The organism is Bilifractor sp. LCP19S3_H10 (genome assembly GCF_052119185.1).
Classification (GTDB): Bacteria; Bacillota; Clostridia; order Lachnospirales; family Lachnospiraceae; genus Bilifractor.
Map to the genome: position 1 here is coordinate 337,669 of NZ_JBQKFT010000001.1, position 16,114 is coordinate 353,782.

Sequence of the window (16,114 nt, forward strand, 5' to 3'; positions counted from 1 at the left end):
GAAAAGTCCGCACGCTTTATAAAAAGTACGGTCAGGAATACAGATCCTGAGAATAGCAATCCTGAACATACCGGATAAAGGCACGAACGGAGTTCGATTCATACCGCTGATTATTCAGAAGAATGTAGAATCTTCTGAAAATCAGCGGCGAATTCATTTTATAGCAGCGAAGATGGAGATTCGCATGCTGAATCAGACGGTCGCTGATGAACGTAGCCGCAAATCCCTGATCCGCGAGATGAAACGCAGTGACCATCTGTGATATTTTCAGTTTAACATGAGGCTCGATCCCGCATTCATGAAAGAGACTTTCAGAACGCTCATACAGATTATTCCCCTCTTTCAACAGAATAAACTCTTCCTCCTGGAACTCCCTCAGCGAAACACAGGGGCAGTCCGGATCCAGATGCTTCCTGTTCATGATGTCTTCTGCTGTCAGACTGCAGTCTGAAAATTTACTGTTGATCATATCCTCCTCAGGGACCGCCATCAGCACAATATCCGAAAAAACCGGATAACCCGCAAAATTCACAAGCACCCTGGGGTCACAGTTGAACGTAAGATCAATCTCTCTTTTTTTCAGCAGCTCGACCATCGCGCTGGAACTGCCTTCGACCAGCTCCAGCTCAATTCCCGGATACTTTTCACTGAATCCTTTCAGAATCGGCGCCAGAATATAAGAATTCATATAATGTGTTGCGCCAATGACAATTTTTCCTTTCTTCAGGTCTCTGATGTCTTCAAACTGCTGTTCCAGATCCTGTTCCAGGTTCTTCATTTTCTCAATGGCATCAATATAAATTCTCCCGGCATGTGTAAGCGTCACCGGACGAGTGCTTCGATCAAATAACGGCATGCCGATTGCGGACTCAGCCTTCGCAACGGCAATACTGAGCGCCGGCTGAGTGATGAACAGTCTCTCGGCAGCCTTGGAAAAGCTGCCTGTACGGTAAATCTCATATACATATCTCATCTCGAGCTCCATTTTTCCTCTCCTTTCCGACGAATACGAGACGAAGCCAGACATATGGATCCATCGTATTCCTCACTCGCTGCCAGGAAGCCCGTAACCTTCACGGATCTCCATTTTTCACCGTTCGTTGGTTTTCATCGCCTTCTTATTATAAGTTATAAATTATATATATGTAAATATCATTAATTAGATTTAATCTTGTTTCTGTGATATCTTTTCTATCAGAAAACATTCATATGAAATTTTGTATTGCAGCCTATAACAGCGCCGGATTGCTCTGTGCTCCGCACCTCCCGCAATCCTGCCGAAATTTCTGAAAGGAGTCTGAAATGAACGTAAACGCATTGCTGATGGATGAGAATGACAACGTGGTTACATTGGTGAAAAAGGTTTCAAAGGGTGAGGCCGTGATTTTTCAGCGGGGAAAAGAAGCTGTAACGATCTATGCCGCAGAAGATATCCCCTTTTGCCATAAAATCGCGATAAAGGATCTCAAATCCGGTGACGAGGTTCTGAAATATGGTGAAAGCCTCGGCCGGCTCATTGCTGATGTCTCCGCAGGATGCTGGGTGAATGACCAGAACCTGAAAAGTATACCGAGAGATTATAACAGCGAACTGTGTTCGGACGATTTTGTCATGAGTGCCAGACAGTCTCCCCGGTACCCCGGCCTGGAGCCGTTGAAGTTCTGGGGCTACAGACGCGCAGAAGGCGTCCCGGTATTCGGAATCATATTCTGATCCTTCCGACCTGTGCTTGCGGAAGTGAGACGAGCCGCATTGTAGCAAGCCAGGTACGCGGAGCCGTAAATATTGTATTCAATACAGGCTGCTCTGATGTCGCCGCAAATACGGAAATGTCCCAGAAGGTACTGACCGGTTTTGCCTGCAATCCGAATGTATACGGAGTGGTCATCATCGGGCTCGGATGCGAAACCGTCGGACATAAGGCACTTGCGGAAAAAATCCGGAAAATGACCTCCAAACCTATTGCTCACTTCGGAATTCAGGACGAAGGCGGCACTCTGAAAACAATTGAAAAGGCGGTACGTGCCGCGAGAGAAATGGCAATGGAAGCCGGTCTCCAGCAAAAGGAGCAATTCGATCTTTCAGAACTTTTATTGGGAATAGAGTGCGGCGGATCCGACGCGACCTCCGGCATCGCCAGCAATCCATCCGTCGGTGAGCTTTCGGATGAGCTTGTCGATCTCGGCGCGACCACCATCATGTCCGAGTCCATTGAATGGATCGGCGGTGAGCACGTTCTCGCGAAGCGGGCATCTGATTACAGAATCCATAATGACATCATCAATGTCTGTCAGGCATACGAAGAGCATCTGAAAGCCGCAGGACAGGACTGCAGGGCAGGTCAGCCTACACCGGGCAATAAAGCCGGTGGTCTTTCCACTCTGGATGAAAAGAGCCTGGGATGCATCCGCAAGGGCGGCACCCGTCCGATCACAGAAGTTCTACCGCAGGCAGTGGCTCCTTCGCAGAAGGGTGCCGTCGTTATGGATACCGCCGGATATGACATCTCATCCGTCACCTCGATGGTAGCGGCGGGCTGCCAGGCCGTGATCTTTACAACCGGCCGCGGAACCCCGACCGGAAATGCCATTGCCCCGGTACTGAAAGTCACCGCGAATGAGCAGACCTATCAAAAGATGGAGGACAATATGGATGTCGATCTGTCCGGAATCATCCGCGGAGAAGCCAGCTATCAGCAGGAGGGACACCGCCTTCTTGAAATCATTCACAACATCTGCAATGGCCAGCTTACGAAAGCAGAAGCTTACGGTTTCTCAGATATCGCAGTCGATCACGTCTGCAGATATGTCTGATCAAATCTTATCAATAGAAGTAAAGGGGGATAAAAAATGTCACAGGCTGCTATTACATTGATCATTCTGGTCGTAGCAATTGTGCTTTTCATTTCAGACACTTTCCCGATGGGACTGATTGCTTTCTGCGTTCCGCTGGCACTCTACTTCACCGGGATTATCACAATTGACGACATTTTTTCCAGCGTCATCAACGAAAATGTACTTCTGATTCTGGGAATGTGCATGATCGGCGCTGCATTTTTCAAAACGGGACTTGCTTACTCCACCAGCCAGCTTCTTCTGAAACGGACGAAAAGTCAGCGCGGGCTGATGGTCGTAATATTCCTGCTTTCCGGCATCATGTCCGGTTTTGTCTCCAACAGCGGCACTGTAGCGATTCTGATCCCGATTGTCATGGGAATTGCCGGCGGCTCCGGTATCAAGCCAATCAAGCTGCTGATTCCGCTTGTCAGCGGCGCAACCATTGGCGCAGACATCTCAATCATCGGCTCTCCGGGAAACCTCATTGCAAAAAATACAATTGAAGAGTTCAGCCATGGATCAATGTCTGTCGGTTTCTTTGAATATGCAAAGCTTGGAATCCCGATGCTCGCGGCTGTGGCCATCCTCTTCTACTTCCTGGGGGATAAGCTTATTGCCAACCGGGAACCGGGGAGAACGATGCAGGCCTCTCAAGATTACAGCTCCATTCCCGGATGGAAACGCACCCTCACTCTGGTCGTGATGATTCTCACTATCGTCGGAATGGTGGCAAAGGATTATCTCTCCTTCCTGCCTCCTATCCACGTAACCGCCTGCTGCGGTGCTGTTATCCTTGTCCTCTTCAGAGTACTCACGGAAAAAGAGGCTTTTCAGTCCTTTGAGATCCGAACCGTTTTCATGCTGGCATTCATGATGCCCCTCGGCAATGCAATGAATGAAACGGGCGCAGGAAAAATGATCGCAGATGCCGTAATATCACTGACAGGACATTCCAGTCCCATGATTCTGATGGCTACCATCTGGCTTCTGACCTGGGTGCTCACTCAGGTAATGAGCAATACGGCCGCCTGCACCTTGCTCTGCCCCATCGGATGGAGTATTGCAGAAGCGCTCGGTGCGGATCCCCGGGCAGTTGTCATTGCCGTATTTATCGCGAGCAGCATCGCTGTCTGCACACCGATGGCAATTCCTGCCAATTCCATGATCATCGATCCGGGAAATGTTCAGTTTAAAGATTTCATCAAGCCGGGGCTTGCCGTCAGTCTGGTTTGTTTCGTGATCAGCATGATCCTGCTGCCGGTTTTTTATCCGTTCTATTGAACTACCCGGTCATTGAATGACCAAGGATTCCCGCCTGGCATCCTGAAAAATATTATCAGGTGAATCGCCACAATATGTATAAGCTGCGGGATTGAGTCGAAAAGTACCTCTCTCTCAACAAAAACTTACCCGAAGATGGATTTTATCGTGCTAAAGCATTAAACTTTGTATTGATCTTTCCCTCTTGAAATGTCATAATCAAAAAGAATTAATAAACAGCAGGTGACACCATCATCCATGGTCGTTTGCCTGCTGTATCGCATATGCATTCTAGAATCATACAAAACGAATACAATTATAAATATGATGGAAAAGAGGATGATGTCATGTCAAAGTGGGAGAATAATGTACGCAGAGTAGTCCCCTATGTAGCCGGTGAGCAGCCGAAGAACCAGCCGGATATGGTGAAACTGAACACAAACGAGAATCCTTACCCGCCGTCGCCGAAGGTCGCCGAGGCTTTGCAAAAAATCTCCATCGACGACATGCGTCTGTATCCCGACCCGGCGGCGACAGACCTTGTAAACGCTATCGCAGAACAGTATCAGGTAAAGCCCTCCCAGGTTTTCGTCGGCGTCGGCTCTGATGATGTGCTCGCGATGGCCTTTCAGACATTTTTTAACTCTGACAAGCCGATCCTGTTCCCGGACATCACCTATTCCTTCTACGATGTCTGGGCAGACTGCTTCCGCATCCCCTACAGGCAGATCCCGCTGGATGAAAACTTTGCGATCAATCCGGCGGATTACGCGCAGGAAAACGGCGGAATTGTCTTCCCGAATCCGAATGCCCCGACCGGACTTGCTCTCTCCCTCGATGTAATTGAGGAGATTCTCAGGTCGAATCCCGACGTAGTCGTAATCGTCGATGAAGCCTACGTCGATTTCGGAGCGGAATCTGCTCTTTCCCTTCTCGGCCGTTATGAAAATCTGCTCGTTGTGCAGACCTTCTCCAAGTCCCGCGCACTCGCCGGCATGCGCATCGGCTACGCGATCGGAAACGAGAAACTCATCAGCTTCCTGCAGGATGTAAAATACTCCTTCAACTCCTATACGATGAACCGCACCTCTATCGCTCTGGGCGTTGCGGCTGTGGAAGACGAGGCGTATCACCAGCAGATTGTACAGAAAATAGTGGAAACAAGAGAATGGTCCAAAGAGGAACTGAAAAAGCGCGGTTTCCACTTTGCAGATTCCTCCTCGAACTTTATTTTTGCAAGACATGAAACAATCCCCGCAAAGGAATTGTTCGAAGCGCTTCGCGAAAAGCATATCTATGTAAGATACTTCAATAAGCCCAGAATTGACAACTATCTCCGCATCACCATCGGAACCCGGGAACAGATGCAGAAGCTGTTTGATTTTCTTGACCGGTACATCACTGCGGTATCGGCCTGACACACTTAACCGGCACACAATGACAGATCTGCAGCATCTGCCTGCTGCTCTTGACCGGTACACAGCGGCAGAATAATCTCTCTGATGCTCCCGACGGACACGCTTCCATCAGGAGCATTTTTTCCACGTCTTCGGATAGAACATGATCAGGACCGGAAGAAGCTCCAGTCGCCCTGCCAGCATATCAAAGATCAGAATAATCTTCGAGAAACAGCTGTATCGCGAAAAGTTCCCGGTCGGTCCGACCACAGAGAATCCCGGACCGATATTATTCAGCGTCGCAGCAACAGCTGACATGTTCGTCTCAAAATCGAAACCGTCAACCGAGATCAGCAGGATCGACAGCCCGAAAATCAGAAAATAGGTCGTGAGAAAGATATACAGAGATCGCAGTGTCCTGCTTCCCACCGGCGCGCCGTCCATGCGTACCTTTTTCACACTTCTCGGATGAACCAGCTGATACAGCTCAAGGAACATGGATTTCACCGCGACAATGAGACGGCTGACCTTGATTCCTCCTCCGGTACTTCCGGCGCAGGCTCCACAGATCATCAGAAGGAACAGAATCGTCTTCGAGAACGACGGCCATTTGTCAAAATCCGCCGTTGCGAATCCTGTGGTCGTGATAATCGTCGCGACCTGAAAAAATGCATGCTTCAGCGCAATCCACACGGAGGAATAAAGATGCGCGATGTTGATCGTAATCGCCGCTCCTGACGCAAGAATAATCGCAAAATATCCCCTCACCTCTTCCATATTCACGGCATCCTTCGGGTGACGAATCAGCATCAGATAATAAAAGGTGAAGTTTACGCCGAACGCCAGCATCGCAATCGTCAGAATCCACTGCTGCAGGGAAGTGTAATCCGCGCAGCTCGAATTCAAAATCGCGAATCCTCCGGTACCGGCTGCTCCGAATGACAGACACACTGCGTCAAACCAGTGCATCCGGGCGATCAGCAGGGCGGCAATTGTGCCCAGCGTCATGAAAAGATAAATCCGGTACAGCGTCCTCGCGTTATTTCGCACCTGCGGAACAAATTTCGAGACCTCATAACCGGGACTCTCCGCCTTCATGAGGTTCATGTGCGAACCTCCGCGGCTCGGAATAAGCATCAGCAGAAATACAAGGACTCCCATACCGCCGATCCAGTGCGTAAAGCTGCGCCAGAACAGCGATGCATGGCAGAGTGCCTCAACATCTGTCAGAATAGAGGAACCGGTAGTCGTAAAACCGGAGACCGTCTCAAATACCGCATCGACATACCCCGGTATCTCACCGGTCAGCACAAAGGGAATGCCGCCGTATGCACTGATCAGAAGCCAGGAAAGTCCGACCGATACATAACCTTCCCTGGTATAGATCTGCATGTTCTTCGGCTTCCGTCTCGAGAAAATCTCACCAACAGCAATGGCGATTCCGGCCAGCATCAGGTAGATTATTCCCTGCTGTTCCTGGTAAATCACAGAGATAACAAAGGGTGCGAGGAGCAGAAAGCCCTCAATCTTCAATACCCACGAAAGCACCCATCCAATTACAGGATAATTCATTTCTATATCCGCCTCATTTATTCACAGGATTACATATTGTTCAGACACCCGCAACGCATCCTCTCGTAACAAATACACCTCCGAAGCGTATTTATCCTACAAATGTCATCCATCCGCAGCGTATTTATCTCATTACAAATGTCGTCCATCCGCAGCGTATTTATCTCATTACAAATGTCATCCATCCGCAGCGTATTTATCTCATTACAAATGTCATCCATCCGCAACGAATTGGTCCACAGCCGGCCTCAGTTCTTTGGACCCGCTTATTTCGCGATAATGTCTGAAATTTCGTCAAAACCACTGTGCGTCGTTACGATAATCACATGATCGTCCGCCTGGAACATGTCCTGTCCGCCCGGAATGATCAGCCGCCCCTTTCGCAGGATGCCTGCGATCAGAACATTTGTCTTCATTGGCATATCGTTGAGCGGAATCCCGACCAGCTTCGAGTTCTGCTGAATCCGGAATCCCATAGCCTCCACTCTTCCGTTCATCAGACGGTACAGCGTCTCCATGTTGCTGTCCAGACTATTGTTCGCCGCACGGACATATTGGATAATCCGCTGCGTAGTCAGAAGCTTCGGGTTCACCACACTGTCCAGCTGAAGGGAATCAATGACCTCATTGAAATCCACATGATTGACTTTCGTGATCACCTTTTTTCTGACTTTCTCCTGTGCAAAGAGTGAAAGAATCGCATTGACCTCATCGATTCCGGTGCAGGCCACAAAGGCATCTGTGTTCTCCAGATTCTCCTCCATGAGAATTTCCTGATCGCTTCCATCTGCACAGTCAATATTTGCCTGCGGGAAGATATCGTTGAGTTCCGAGCACCTCTTTGGATTTTTCTCAATGATCTTGACGTCAATTCCGTTTTTCAGAAGAATCTTCGTCAGATAATAGGAAATCTCGCCTCCTCCGATGATGGTGCAGTTCTTAACCCGGTTCGTAGGAACGCTGATTTTCCGGAAAAAGGCGTTCGCCTCCAGCGGTTCCAGGATTACCGTCAGAACATCTCCGGCTGCCGGTGTAAAATCACCGTTCGGTATCACGATTTCGTTGCCTCTCTGGGCAATGCAGATCAGCATGCTGTAATCAAATCTCTGTGACACTTCCTTCAGCGGAGATCCGATAATGGACGACCCCGCCGGCACCTTAAACCGCATCAGACTGATCCTGTCTCCTGCAAAGCTGTCGATCTCAACGGCGCTCGGGTACTGCATCAGATGTGCCATTTCCCTTGCCGCCTCCAGCTCGGGATTGATCGTCATGGACAGATGCAGTTCGCTTCTCAGGAAGCTGCTCTCCTCGGAGTAAACCGGATTCCGCACTCTCGCAATCGTATAGCAATCAGCCTTCTGCCTTGCGATCACACAGACCAGAAGATTGACCTCGTCACTTTCTGTAACCGCAATCACCATGTCCGTGTGTTCCAGATCCGCCTCGCACAGAACATTGTAGCTCGTTCCGTTACCGGTAATTCCCATGACATCATAGATGGTTGAGACATCCCGCACAACCTGCGCATTTGTATCTACAACTGTTATGTTGTGCCTTTCCTTGGACAGCTGCGCTACCAGCGTCCTTCCAACCTTACCGCAGCCGACAACGATTATCTGCATGCCAACTTCCTCTCTCATCAACGGCTTATTTCAGCCCTTCTCCAGGAAACGTCCGCATGCCCGCTGCCTTACCATCTCCGCAGCACTGCCGGGAATTCAGATTTCGCGATAACACGTTTCCTGTCATATTTCACAGAAAAAACACAATTAGTGATTATAACACGCTGCTCACGTTCTTACAACAGACGTATTTCAGTTCCTGTTTCAGCCGTCTCCGGTGTGCCGCGCTTTCAATTCGCTGTCGTCCGGCTTACCGTCTGTCTCCCGCCTGCCATTTAACCATTTCGCAGTTTTTCTTTCAGCCGTCTCTGGTGTGCCGCGCTTTCATTCTGAAATCCGTCCCTCAACCCGCTCCGGCTCCATCATCCCTTCAGGAAGTCAAACGCGTCACCGGAATCATTATGAATGAAATACATCAGATGATAAGCACAGTTCAGTGCCACACGCTCCTCCTTCAGAATGCGTCTGCATTCTTCCAGGTCCGCAAGAACAACCTCGATCTCCTCACTCTCTTCCATAAAACGGCCGCTGATCTCACCGTCCGCATAGCCGTAGACCGTCGCACAGGCTTCATCTGTCATACCTACCGTTGTGTATCTGGGCTCCTCATACATTCTATCCGCATCTACCGGAGTGAGCGTAAGCCCTGTCTCCTCGTGGAGCTCACGCACAGCAGCCGCGCGAAAGCTCTCCCCCTTCTCGACCAGACCCGCCGGCAGCTCATATACATAATCATCCACCGGATACCGGTACTGGCGGATCAGAACCACCCGATCCTTCTTCTCGCCGTAAAGGCTGTAAATAATCACACCGTCCGCGTTGTTTTTTCTCGTACGGATCTTCAGCTCATCCTCGTTTTTCGCCCGCGATGCAACCATGTAGTGGCTCTCATGTCCCTTTTTGTTGTGTCCGTCCACCTCAAACATGTTCACAAACCGGTTATCTGTCAGCTGCGTAATCTCATCTATTGTCGCCATATCTGAACCCTCCCTGATGCTGTAATTATACCCTTTCCCCTTCTGTTTTCCAATACATCAGTTGAAGCCGCCGCACCTGCCATATACAGCAGACGGGGCCGCCGCACCTGCCATACGGCATGTGCAGCGGCCCCGTCTGTCACGCGGTCAATAATCGAAAATCCAATCAGTTTCTTCCCTTAAGAAGCGGAGACAGGCGCTTGTAGATCAGGAAGGTGATCACCACATCGATCATTCCCTTTATAAAGGTGAACGGCATGTTGAATACCACAAGGCTCTGGAAGATACTCTTCACACCCGGGAAAATCGCCTGATACGCAGCCAGGATGGTCTCTTCCGGCATGAAATTGTAATATACCGGGTAGACAACCGCGAAGTTGAAGGGAACGGAAACCACCGCCATAGCGATTGCGCCGATGAACGATGCAAGGATAGCTCCCTTCTTGGTCTTGCTGCGCTTGTAGATAACTCCTGCGACACCGGTGAATACTGCTCCGAGAACGAAGTTGCAGAGCTCACCGACCGCAAACGATCCGGAGAACAGACAGTGGATCAGGTTCTTGATGAGCTCGATCAGAATACCGCATACCGGCCCCATCGCAAAGGCTCCGAGCAGAGCCGGGAGATCAGAGAAATCCAGCTTGACAAAGGACGGCATAAGCGGTGCCGGTATCTCAATCAGCTGAAGAATAAACGCGATTGCGGAAAGGATTCCGGTCACCGCAATGTAGTGCACGGTTACGTTTTGTCTCCTGGTTTCACTTGTTACTGCTGTGTTTGTTGTGTCTGCCATAGCTATCTCCTCTTTTCTGTTTGTGCGTTCCGCATTCTGCGGATCCGCAGACTAGAGAGATCTTCCCTGCGTGCACCGGAACGAAACAGCCGCCCTCTGCACACAACGAGATAAAACACGCTGCGCGAGTTTTATCTCGCTATCGCGACGCTCGCCGCACACGAATACTTCGCATTCGGCTGCGGCTCACTGTTCGCGTAAAAAAAGCCCGTATCCTTAGAGATACGGGCGAATCAGCATCATTATCGATTACTTCTCCTGCAGCTCTGATCCTGCTGCTTCCGAAGTAAGGAATGGTAGCATCTTCTTTCATCCAGACTATACTGTTGGTACCGGAGTTTCACCGGTTCGACTGCAATGGCAGGTCGCGGACTTTACCGCCAGTGGGGATTCTCACCCCGCCCTGAAGATCTCCTGTTTTTATTTACGAAACAATGTTAACGCAAGCCGATCTAAAAATCAATAGCAAAATCACTTTTTCAATCAATTGCAATCCATGTCTGAATGATGCTCAAAATAAACTTTCCAGCTCGATATGAAATCCAATTCTCGTGCAGCAAATCCGTGCAGGACACAAAATTATCACAGAAAGTTCATTTGTATACTAACTATAGTTAATATAGAATATAGGTTGTTGAAAATGACACCTATTCCACATAGACAGACAAGGAGCATTCCTCAGATGGAAAATTTAAAAACAGACAGACAGCAGACAGACAGCCAGGTGAATAATTGCGATTTTAATTTTAAGGGTCTGGGTGAAGCTATCAAAAAGCTGCGAATTGAAAAGGGACTGACACAGAATGAGGTCGCTACAGAACTTCATGTGACCCCCGGCTATATCAGCAATGTAGAGAACAGCCGAACTGCTATGTCGATTAAAGTCCTGTGCTACTTCGCGAACATCTGCGATATCACGGTTGATGAGATTCTCGGACGGACTATTCCCGAGTACCGGGGAACCTCCCTCGACAACAAATTGAACGCAGAGATTCATTCTATGTCAGAAGATGAGAAGGAAAAACTTCTCGCGACAATCGCAATCTGGAAGAAGAAATAAATTTTACAAAGGAGTAAATCCCACTCAGTATTAGCGAGATAAAACACGCTGCGCGAGTTTTATCTCGCTATCGCGACGCTCGCCGCACACGAATACTTCGCATTCGGCTGCGGCTCACTGTTCGCGTAAATAAAAGGAAGCCGACAAATACCGGTTTCTCAGCATTTGTCGACTTTCATCTGCTAATTCAGATAACCGCTCACCTGATCCGCGAGCGGTTTTTTGCTGTTGAAAAACCGGACATAGCCCTCCAGGGAGGATGCCTTCTCCCGCAGGGTTCTGGATTTTTCCCAGATAAAGATACCGGCCTTTCCCTTTCCGTTCTTTGCCTCCTGGATCATGTTCTCACCAGCGGAATTCCCGTCAAAGCCGATCAGAAGCGACGGCCGTCTCTCGAAGATCTCATAGTTAAAGCTCTTATAAATGCCCATGCTCTCGCTTTCCGTCGACACGCGAATGCGGACTCCCGCCTCCTCGAGCTGCCGGCACTCCCCACGGGTAACCAGCGACGGAACGAACGAATAAATCAGAAATCCCTTCTCGTTGTGTTCCAGAAGATATTTCTCATATCCCCGGAGACGGTTGCCGATGACAAAAAATACCTCCTCCGGATTCAAGCTCTCAAGCAGCGCGTCCAGCTGTCTGCATCCCTCTTCTGTGATCCTGGTCGCGCGCTTTTCGGAATTGAAGCTTCCGCCCATCAGAATGATCGGAAGTCTGTCCCAGGGAAGCTCACGGATGCTGTCTTTCAGTTCCGTATTCGCGTCCACCCTGTGATTCCGGCGAAGCCTGAGTCCTCCGCTCCCTGCCTCGGCCTCTTCCATTTTTTCCAGAAGCACATCCTCCAGATCTCTGCCCGCCAGAATCTGATGAAGCTCGATTTTTTTCCTGGAATAGGATTCCTGTCCCTCCCGGATGATCTCGGTCTCGGTCTGCTTCATGCTCATCATCTCGTCCGGCGTCAGCTCCAGCAGTTTTTCAAGGGAGAGCTGCTCATCAATCGAGTTCGTTCCATAGAGCGCGGCGCCGTCCGTACCCTGTACGCAGCGGATGCCGGCCGCCAGATACTGACGGAGCGGATGGTTCTCCAGAGCGTTCAGGTTGTTCAGCCGCACATTGGACGTTAGCTGGAATTCGAGAACAATGTTGTTCTCGATCAGAGCCTTCATGACCTCCCTGCCCTTTTTCGTCTTCAGACTGTACGTATAAAGGCCGTGACCCAGCCGGACCCTTGGCATCTTCTGCCCGGGCTCCAGAGAATCCTTCACGCATTCGATGCTGTGCGCGATATTATCCTTCTGGCTGTCGTTTTCGCCCGCATGGATCCGGATCACAAAATCCGGGACCTTCTTCGTGATCTTGACAATCTCCCGGAACATCGGTTTCAGCGTGATAATGTCATTAATCTCCTCTCCGACAAAATCACAGCCCGCCACGTAGGGATCAAGCGCAACTGCCTGAAGCACATTCAGATTCCGGATGAGGTAATCCTCCGGCGTCACCTGGTCCTTGACGATGGTCAGCGGGATTCTCCGTATCGCGGCGAGGAACCGGATCATGACCCCGGTCTCCCGGTAAATCTTCGGCATGATCTCATGCACTTCCTGCAGCATCTCCAGGGACTCGTATTTTTTTACCAGTGTGGTGTCACTGATCTCCGCGTAGCAGATTCCCTGCCTGCGATAGCTTCTGGCAATCCACAGGAGGTCATCCTGAAAGACTGTATTCCGGTGATAGTCCGGATTTTCTCCGTCCTTCCTCATCTGAATCAGCGCAGCCAGCACGTCCTTGTCCGGGATCTGATGAACGCCGGAGAGCTCCATCTTCTCCTCGCTCTCCTTCCCCTTGGTAAAAATATAACGGTACAGATATACTTTTTCCAGATTGGTGAAGACCGCCTGTCCGTCCTTCAGAATCGCGAGGGACGTCCGGATCTTCACAATATTCTGCTCCGCGTGATCCAGATTGTTCAGAATCAGGTCCGCGAAATTGATCACCGTATTGTCGTTGATCTTCCGGTCAAGGTATTTGCCCTTCAGATCCGAGCTGGAAAACTGCCTTGCGACCTTCGCCCGCTGTGCCGACAGTCTCTCTTCCTGCTCCTGTGTCAGCTCGAGATTCAGCTTCCGGATGTAGTAAAGCGGATACTGGATCTGGTGGTAGATACCGAGGGCAATCAGAATGTCCGGCGACAGATTTCCGTTCATATGCGTGTGAAGATCCGCACGGAATTTATATTCCCTGCGGATGTAGGTCTTGAAAATCGTTTTTGAGATGTCGAAGCGGTAATCCCGGGTCTGACTCATCAGCGTCTTGGCGATGGAAGGAATGGAAGCCTTCATCTCAACTCTTCCGTCCGGATAGATATTCGCGACCTTGGTGTTCCCGAGGCGGAAAATATAGACCTCCTCATTCGCCGCATCAATGTAGCACGGAACCTCACCGCGAATGACCAGAAGTCCCCGTTCATTCTCGCAGAGCGGAAGCTCACAGAGCTTTGCCAGATTCCGTATAAGGTTTCCGGAATGATGATTCGGCGTCTCCAGTTCATAGCAGAGTCTTCCCAGGTCGCGATAAAGATTTACAATGATATCCTTCTCATTGTCCAGAAAAAAGCAGGTGAAATATGTCATAGGTTCTTCCTTATTTACAGATCATCAGCCGGCTGCGCCATTTCCGTAATATGATGCATCGGAATATCCGGAACCATCATCCGCGCTGTAGTTCGTCCCGTAGCCGGTTCCGCTTTCGTCCTGCCCGGAAGTTCCGGAATTATTCGTATTGTATGTATTATCGCCGTATGTGTTGTATGTATTATCGCCGTATGTGGCATCTCCGTATGTCACAGATCCGTTTGTACTGTCGGTTCCGTTATTATAGGTACCGCTGCCACTGTAGTCCCCGCCGTACCCCGAATCGGTATAACCATTGCTTCCATCGCTCTCCGAAGCATAACCGTCATCAGTGCTGTAAGCCGAACTGTCGCTGGAGACGTCCGTGTCAGAATAAGCAGACGAGGAGGCGACCTCCTCCAGCTTCTCATCCAGATCGTCCGGTAATGCCTTTCCGTAGAGATAGTTCTGGAGATAAGCGCTGTTCAGATACAGATTGGGAACAAGCACAGACATCCCTTCGATCTGTCCCTCGGTGTAGGTCCCGTCCACCGGAATACGGTATGTCTCGATTGTGGTGATATGATTCACTGACAGAGTCTTCACGTAGCTCAGCAACTCGCTGTTCTTCAGATCCGTTGTGATGCATGGAAAAATCTTGGACGCGAGAGACAGGAGCTTCGTGGCACTGAGATTCTGCACCTTCTTATAAGCTGCCATGATCACCTTTTTCTGTCTCTCGGTTCTGTCCCAGTCGGAATTTCCAACATAACGCATTCTGGCATAGCAGAGAACCTGCTTTGGCTTCAGCGTGTTGACGCCTTCCTTCAGTCCCCACGCCTCGTTTACCTCCGCATTGTCATCCGCGGATCCGAGCCCTTCATTCGCATTCATATATGTAGCTTCGTCGTAGGTCAGCTCGATATCCAGATCACCGACCTCCGTGAGCGCCTCGAGGAAGCCGTCAAAATCGACCTCTACGTTTCCATCGATATCCACGCCGAAATTCTGTTCTATGGTCTTGTCCAGGAGCTCCATTCCTCCCAGCGCGTAGGCCGCATTCAGTTTATTCGCCTGATATCCGGGAATCTGTACATACATATCCCTCATCAGAGTAACCAGCTTGATTTTCTTCTCCTTTGTGTTGATGCTGCAAAGGATCATGGAATCGGAACGCTGCCCGCTCTCTCCGGATCTCGCGTCCTGTCCGATCAGCAGGAGGTTTTTGACGTCATTATCCTTCATGACGTCAATATCGCTGGTATCGCCCCAGTCGATGTCACTTGCTGTCAGGGTGTCGTTTGCCTTGTCTCCGTCAGCATCGAAGGTCTCCACAGCATCTACGGAATTCATCGAAGCGGATACATGGTTGATCTTGCCCAGCAGTCCCTGCAGATACACCGCCGTCATCAGGCCTCCGGCGATGACAAGCGCCATCACAAAGGTGAGAACCGTAACCACACGCTTCTTTTTTCTGCGCTTTCCGGCTCCCTGTGTTCTCCTCCGGGCTGTATTCTCCCACAGGTCACTTTCCGGGTCTTCTCTCCGGCCGGAACTTTTCGTGACCTTGTTCTGGCGGGAGTTATGATCCGCGCGTCCCGAGGTCTTTTTTCTGTCCTTCTTCCCTGTACGGCTGCCGGAGTAAGATCTCGCGTACCGGTCCAGGTCCAGATCCAGATAAGACTCCGCATCATCGTCCGGAGCTTCCTCTCCATATTCGTCGTACTCATCCGGATATCCGGGGGTGTATCTCGTCTCCCAACCGGAATCATAATTACGCTCCGGCCGCCCGGAATCATGGTTTTCTCCCGAATGCCTGCGTGAATATCCGCCGGAATTCTCATTTGAATGCTTAGAAGCCATAATCATCACCTTTAACAAACTGTATCGATAAGTGTATATAACCTTTAAATAGTACCACAAAAATGTTAAAAACCAAATAAAATTTATCTAAAACCGGCAGACATGCGTCCCTTTCCCC

Annotated in this window: 12 protein-coding genes and 1 riboswitch; of the genes, 5 read left to right on the forward strand and 7 right to left on the reverse strand. The window is 50.0% G+C overall.

Annotation, left to right across the window (positions count from 1 at the left end; genetic code table 11):
- Nucleotides 1-31: 31 nt before the first annotated feature.
- A complete protein-coding gene (locus tag ACTQZS_RS01415) occupies nucleotides 32-985 on the reverse strand; it encodes a LysR family transcriptional regulator (RefSeq protein ID WP_441474224.1) in 954 nt (317 codons plus the stop codon).
- A gap of 317 nt (nucleotides 986-1,302) precedes the next feature.
- Here ACTQZS_RS01415 and ACTQZS_RS01420 point away from each other — a divergent pair, with 317 nt between their 5' ends.
- From ACTQZS_RS01420 to hisC, 4 genes are all read left to right on the forward strand, one after another.
- Nucleotides 1,303-1,713 (forward strand): UxaA family hydrolase, encoded by a 411-nt coding sequence (locus ACTQZS_RS01420; protein ID WP_441474225.1) that lies wholly within the window; start codon nucleotides 1,303-1,305, stop codon nucleotides 1,711-1,713.
- Complete coding sequence (locus ACTQZS_RS01425; RefSeq protein ID WP_441474315.1) at nucleotides 1,713-2,813, forward strand: UxaA family hydrolase; 1,101 nt, start codon at nucleotides 1,713-1,715, stop codon at nucleotides 2,811-2,813. Before ACTQZS_RS01420 ends, ACTQZS_RS01425 begins: the two co-directional genes overlap by 1 nt.
- Nucleotides 2,814-2,849: 36 nt before the next feature.
- A complete protein-coding gene (locus tag ACTQZS_RS01430; RefSeq protein WP_441474226.1) occupies nucleotides 2,850-4,118 on the forward strand; it encodes an SLC13 family permease in 1,269 nt (422 codons plus the stop codon).
- 326 nt (nucleotides 4,119-4,444) lie between these two features.
- Nucleotides 4,445-5,515 (forward strand): histidinol-phosphate transaminase, encoded by a 1,071-nt coding sequence (gene hisC / locus ACTQZS_RS01435; protein WP_441474227.1) that lies wholly within the window; start codon nucleotides 4,445-4,447, stop codon nucleotides 5,513-5,515.
- Nucleotides 5,516-5,623: 108 nt separating this feature from the next.
- On the opposite strand, the gene ACTQZS_RS01440 is transcribed toward hisC, so the two are convergent.
- The 4 genes from ACTQZS_RS01440 to ACTQZS_RS01455 form a co-directional block, all read right to left on the reverse strand.
- A complete protein-coding gene (locus tag ACTQZS_RS01440) occupies nucleotides 5,624-7,066 on the reverse strand; it encodes a TrkH family potassium uptake protein (RefSeq protein WP_441474228.1) in 1,443 nt (480 codons plus the stop codon).
- 266 nt (nucleotides 7,067-7,332) lie between these two features.
- Complete coding sequence (gene trkA, locus ACTQZS_RS01445; RefSeq protein WP_441474229.1) at nucleotides 7,333-8,691, reverse strand: Trk system potassium transporter TrkA; 1,359 nt, start codon at nucleotides 8,689-8,691, stop codon at nucleotides 7,333-7,335.
- 362 nt (nucleotides 8,692-9,053) lie between these two features.
- On the reverse strand, nucleotides 9,054-9,668 hold the full coding sequence (locus ACTQZS_RS01450) for an NUDIX hydrolase (RefSeq protein WP_441474230.1): 615 nt from the start codon (nucleotides 9,666-9,668) through the stop codon (nucleotides 9,054-9,056).
- Between the two features lie 166 nt (nucleotides 9,669-9,834).
- Complete coding sequence (locus ACTQZS_RS01455; RefSeq protein ID WP_441474231.1) at nucleotides 9,835-10,461, reverse strand: ECF transporter S component; 627 nt, start codon at nucleotides 10,459-10,461, stop codon at nucleotides 9,835-9,837.
- A gap of 297 nt (nucleotides 10,462-10,758) precedes the next feature.
- Nucleotides 10,759-10,876: riboswitch (FMN riboswitch) on the reverse strand.
- Between the two features lie 267 nt (nucleotides 10,877-11,143).
- Here ACTQZS_RS01455 and ACTQZS_RS01460 point away from each other — a divergent pair.
- A complete protein-coding gene (locus tag ACTQZS_RS01460) occupies nucleotides 11,144-11,521 on the forward strand; it encodes a helix-turn-helix domain-containing protein (protein WP_441474232.1) in 378 nt (125 codons plus the stop codon).
- A 182-nt stretch (nucleotides 11,522-11,703) separates the two neighbouring features.
- Here ACTQZS_RS01460 and ACTQZS_RS01465 read toward each other — a convergent pair whose 3' ends face one another.
- Both ACTQZS_RS01465 and ACTQZS_RS01470 read right to left on the reverse strand, forming a co-directional pair.
- Complete coding sequence (locus tag ACTQZS_RS01465) at nucleotides 11,704-14,154, reverse strand: adenosine deaminase (protein ID WP_441474233.1); 2,451 nt, start codon at nucleotides 14,152-14,154, stop codon at nucleotides 11,704-11,706.
- Between the two features lie 24 nt (nucleotides 14,155-14,178).
- Entirely contained in the window at nucleotides 14,179-15,996 is a 1,818-nt protein-coding gene (locus ACTQZS_RS01470) for an LCP family protein (protein ID WP_441474234.1), read from the reverse strand.
- Between the last annotated feature and the right edge of the window lie 118 nt (nucleotides 15,997-16,114).

Excerpts from the sequence above, each read along its gene's own strand:
- ACTQZS_RS01415 (WP_441474224.1), bottom strand. The coding sequence starts at position 985 with ATGGAGCTCGAGATGAGATATGTATATGAGATTTACCGTACAGGCAGC.
- ACTQZS_RS01420 (WP_441474225.1), top strand. The coding sequence starts at position 1,303 with ATGAACGTAAACGCATTGCTGATGGATGAGAATGACAACGTGGTTACA.
- ACTQZS_RS01430 (WP_441474226.1), top strand. The coding sequence starts at position 2,850 with ATGTCACAGGCTGCTATTACATTGATCATTCTGGTCGTAGCAATTGTG.
- hisC (WP_441474227.1), top strand. The coding sequence starts at position 4,445 with ATGTCAAAGTGGGAGAATAATGTACGCAGAGTAGTCCCCTATGTAGCC.
- ACTQZS_RS01440 (WP_441474228.1), bottom strand. The coding sequence starts at position 7,066 with ATGAATTATCCTGTAATTGGATGGGTGCTTTCGTGGGTATTGAAGATT.
- trkA (WP_441474229.1), bottom strand. The coding sequence starts at position 8,691 with ATGCAGATAATCGTTGTCGGCTGCGGTAAGGTTGGAAGGACGCTGGTA.
- ACTQZS_RS01450 (WP_441474230.1), bottom strand. The coding sequence starts at position 9,668 with ATGGCGACAATAGATGAGATTACGCAGCTGACAGATAACCGGTTTGTG.
- ACTQZS_RS01455 (WP_441474231.1), bottom strand. The coding sequence starts at position 10,461 with ATGGCAGACACAACAAACACAGCAGTAACAAGTGAAACCAGGAGACAA.
- ACTQZS_RS01460 (WP_441474232.1), top strand. The coding sequence starts at position 11,144 with ATGGAAAATTTAAAAACAGACAGACAGCAGACAGACAGCCAGGTGAAT.
- ACTQZS_RS01465 (WP_441474233.1), bottom strand. The coding sequence starts at position 14,154 with ATGACATATTTCACCTGCTTTTTTCTGGACAATGAGAAGGATATCATT.
- ACTQZS_RS01470 (WP_441474234.1), bottom strand. The coding sequence starts at position 15,996 with ATGGCTTCTAAGCATTCAAATGAGAATTCCGGCGGATATTCACGCAGG.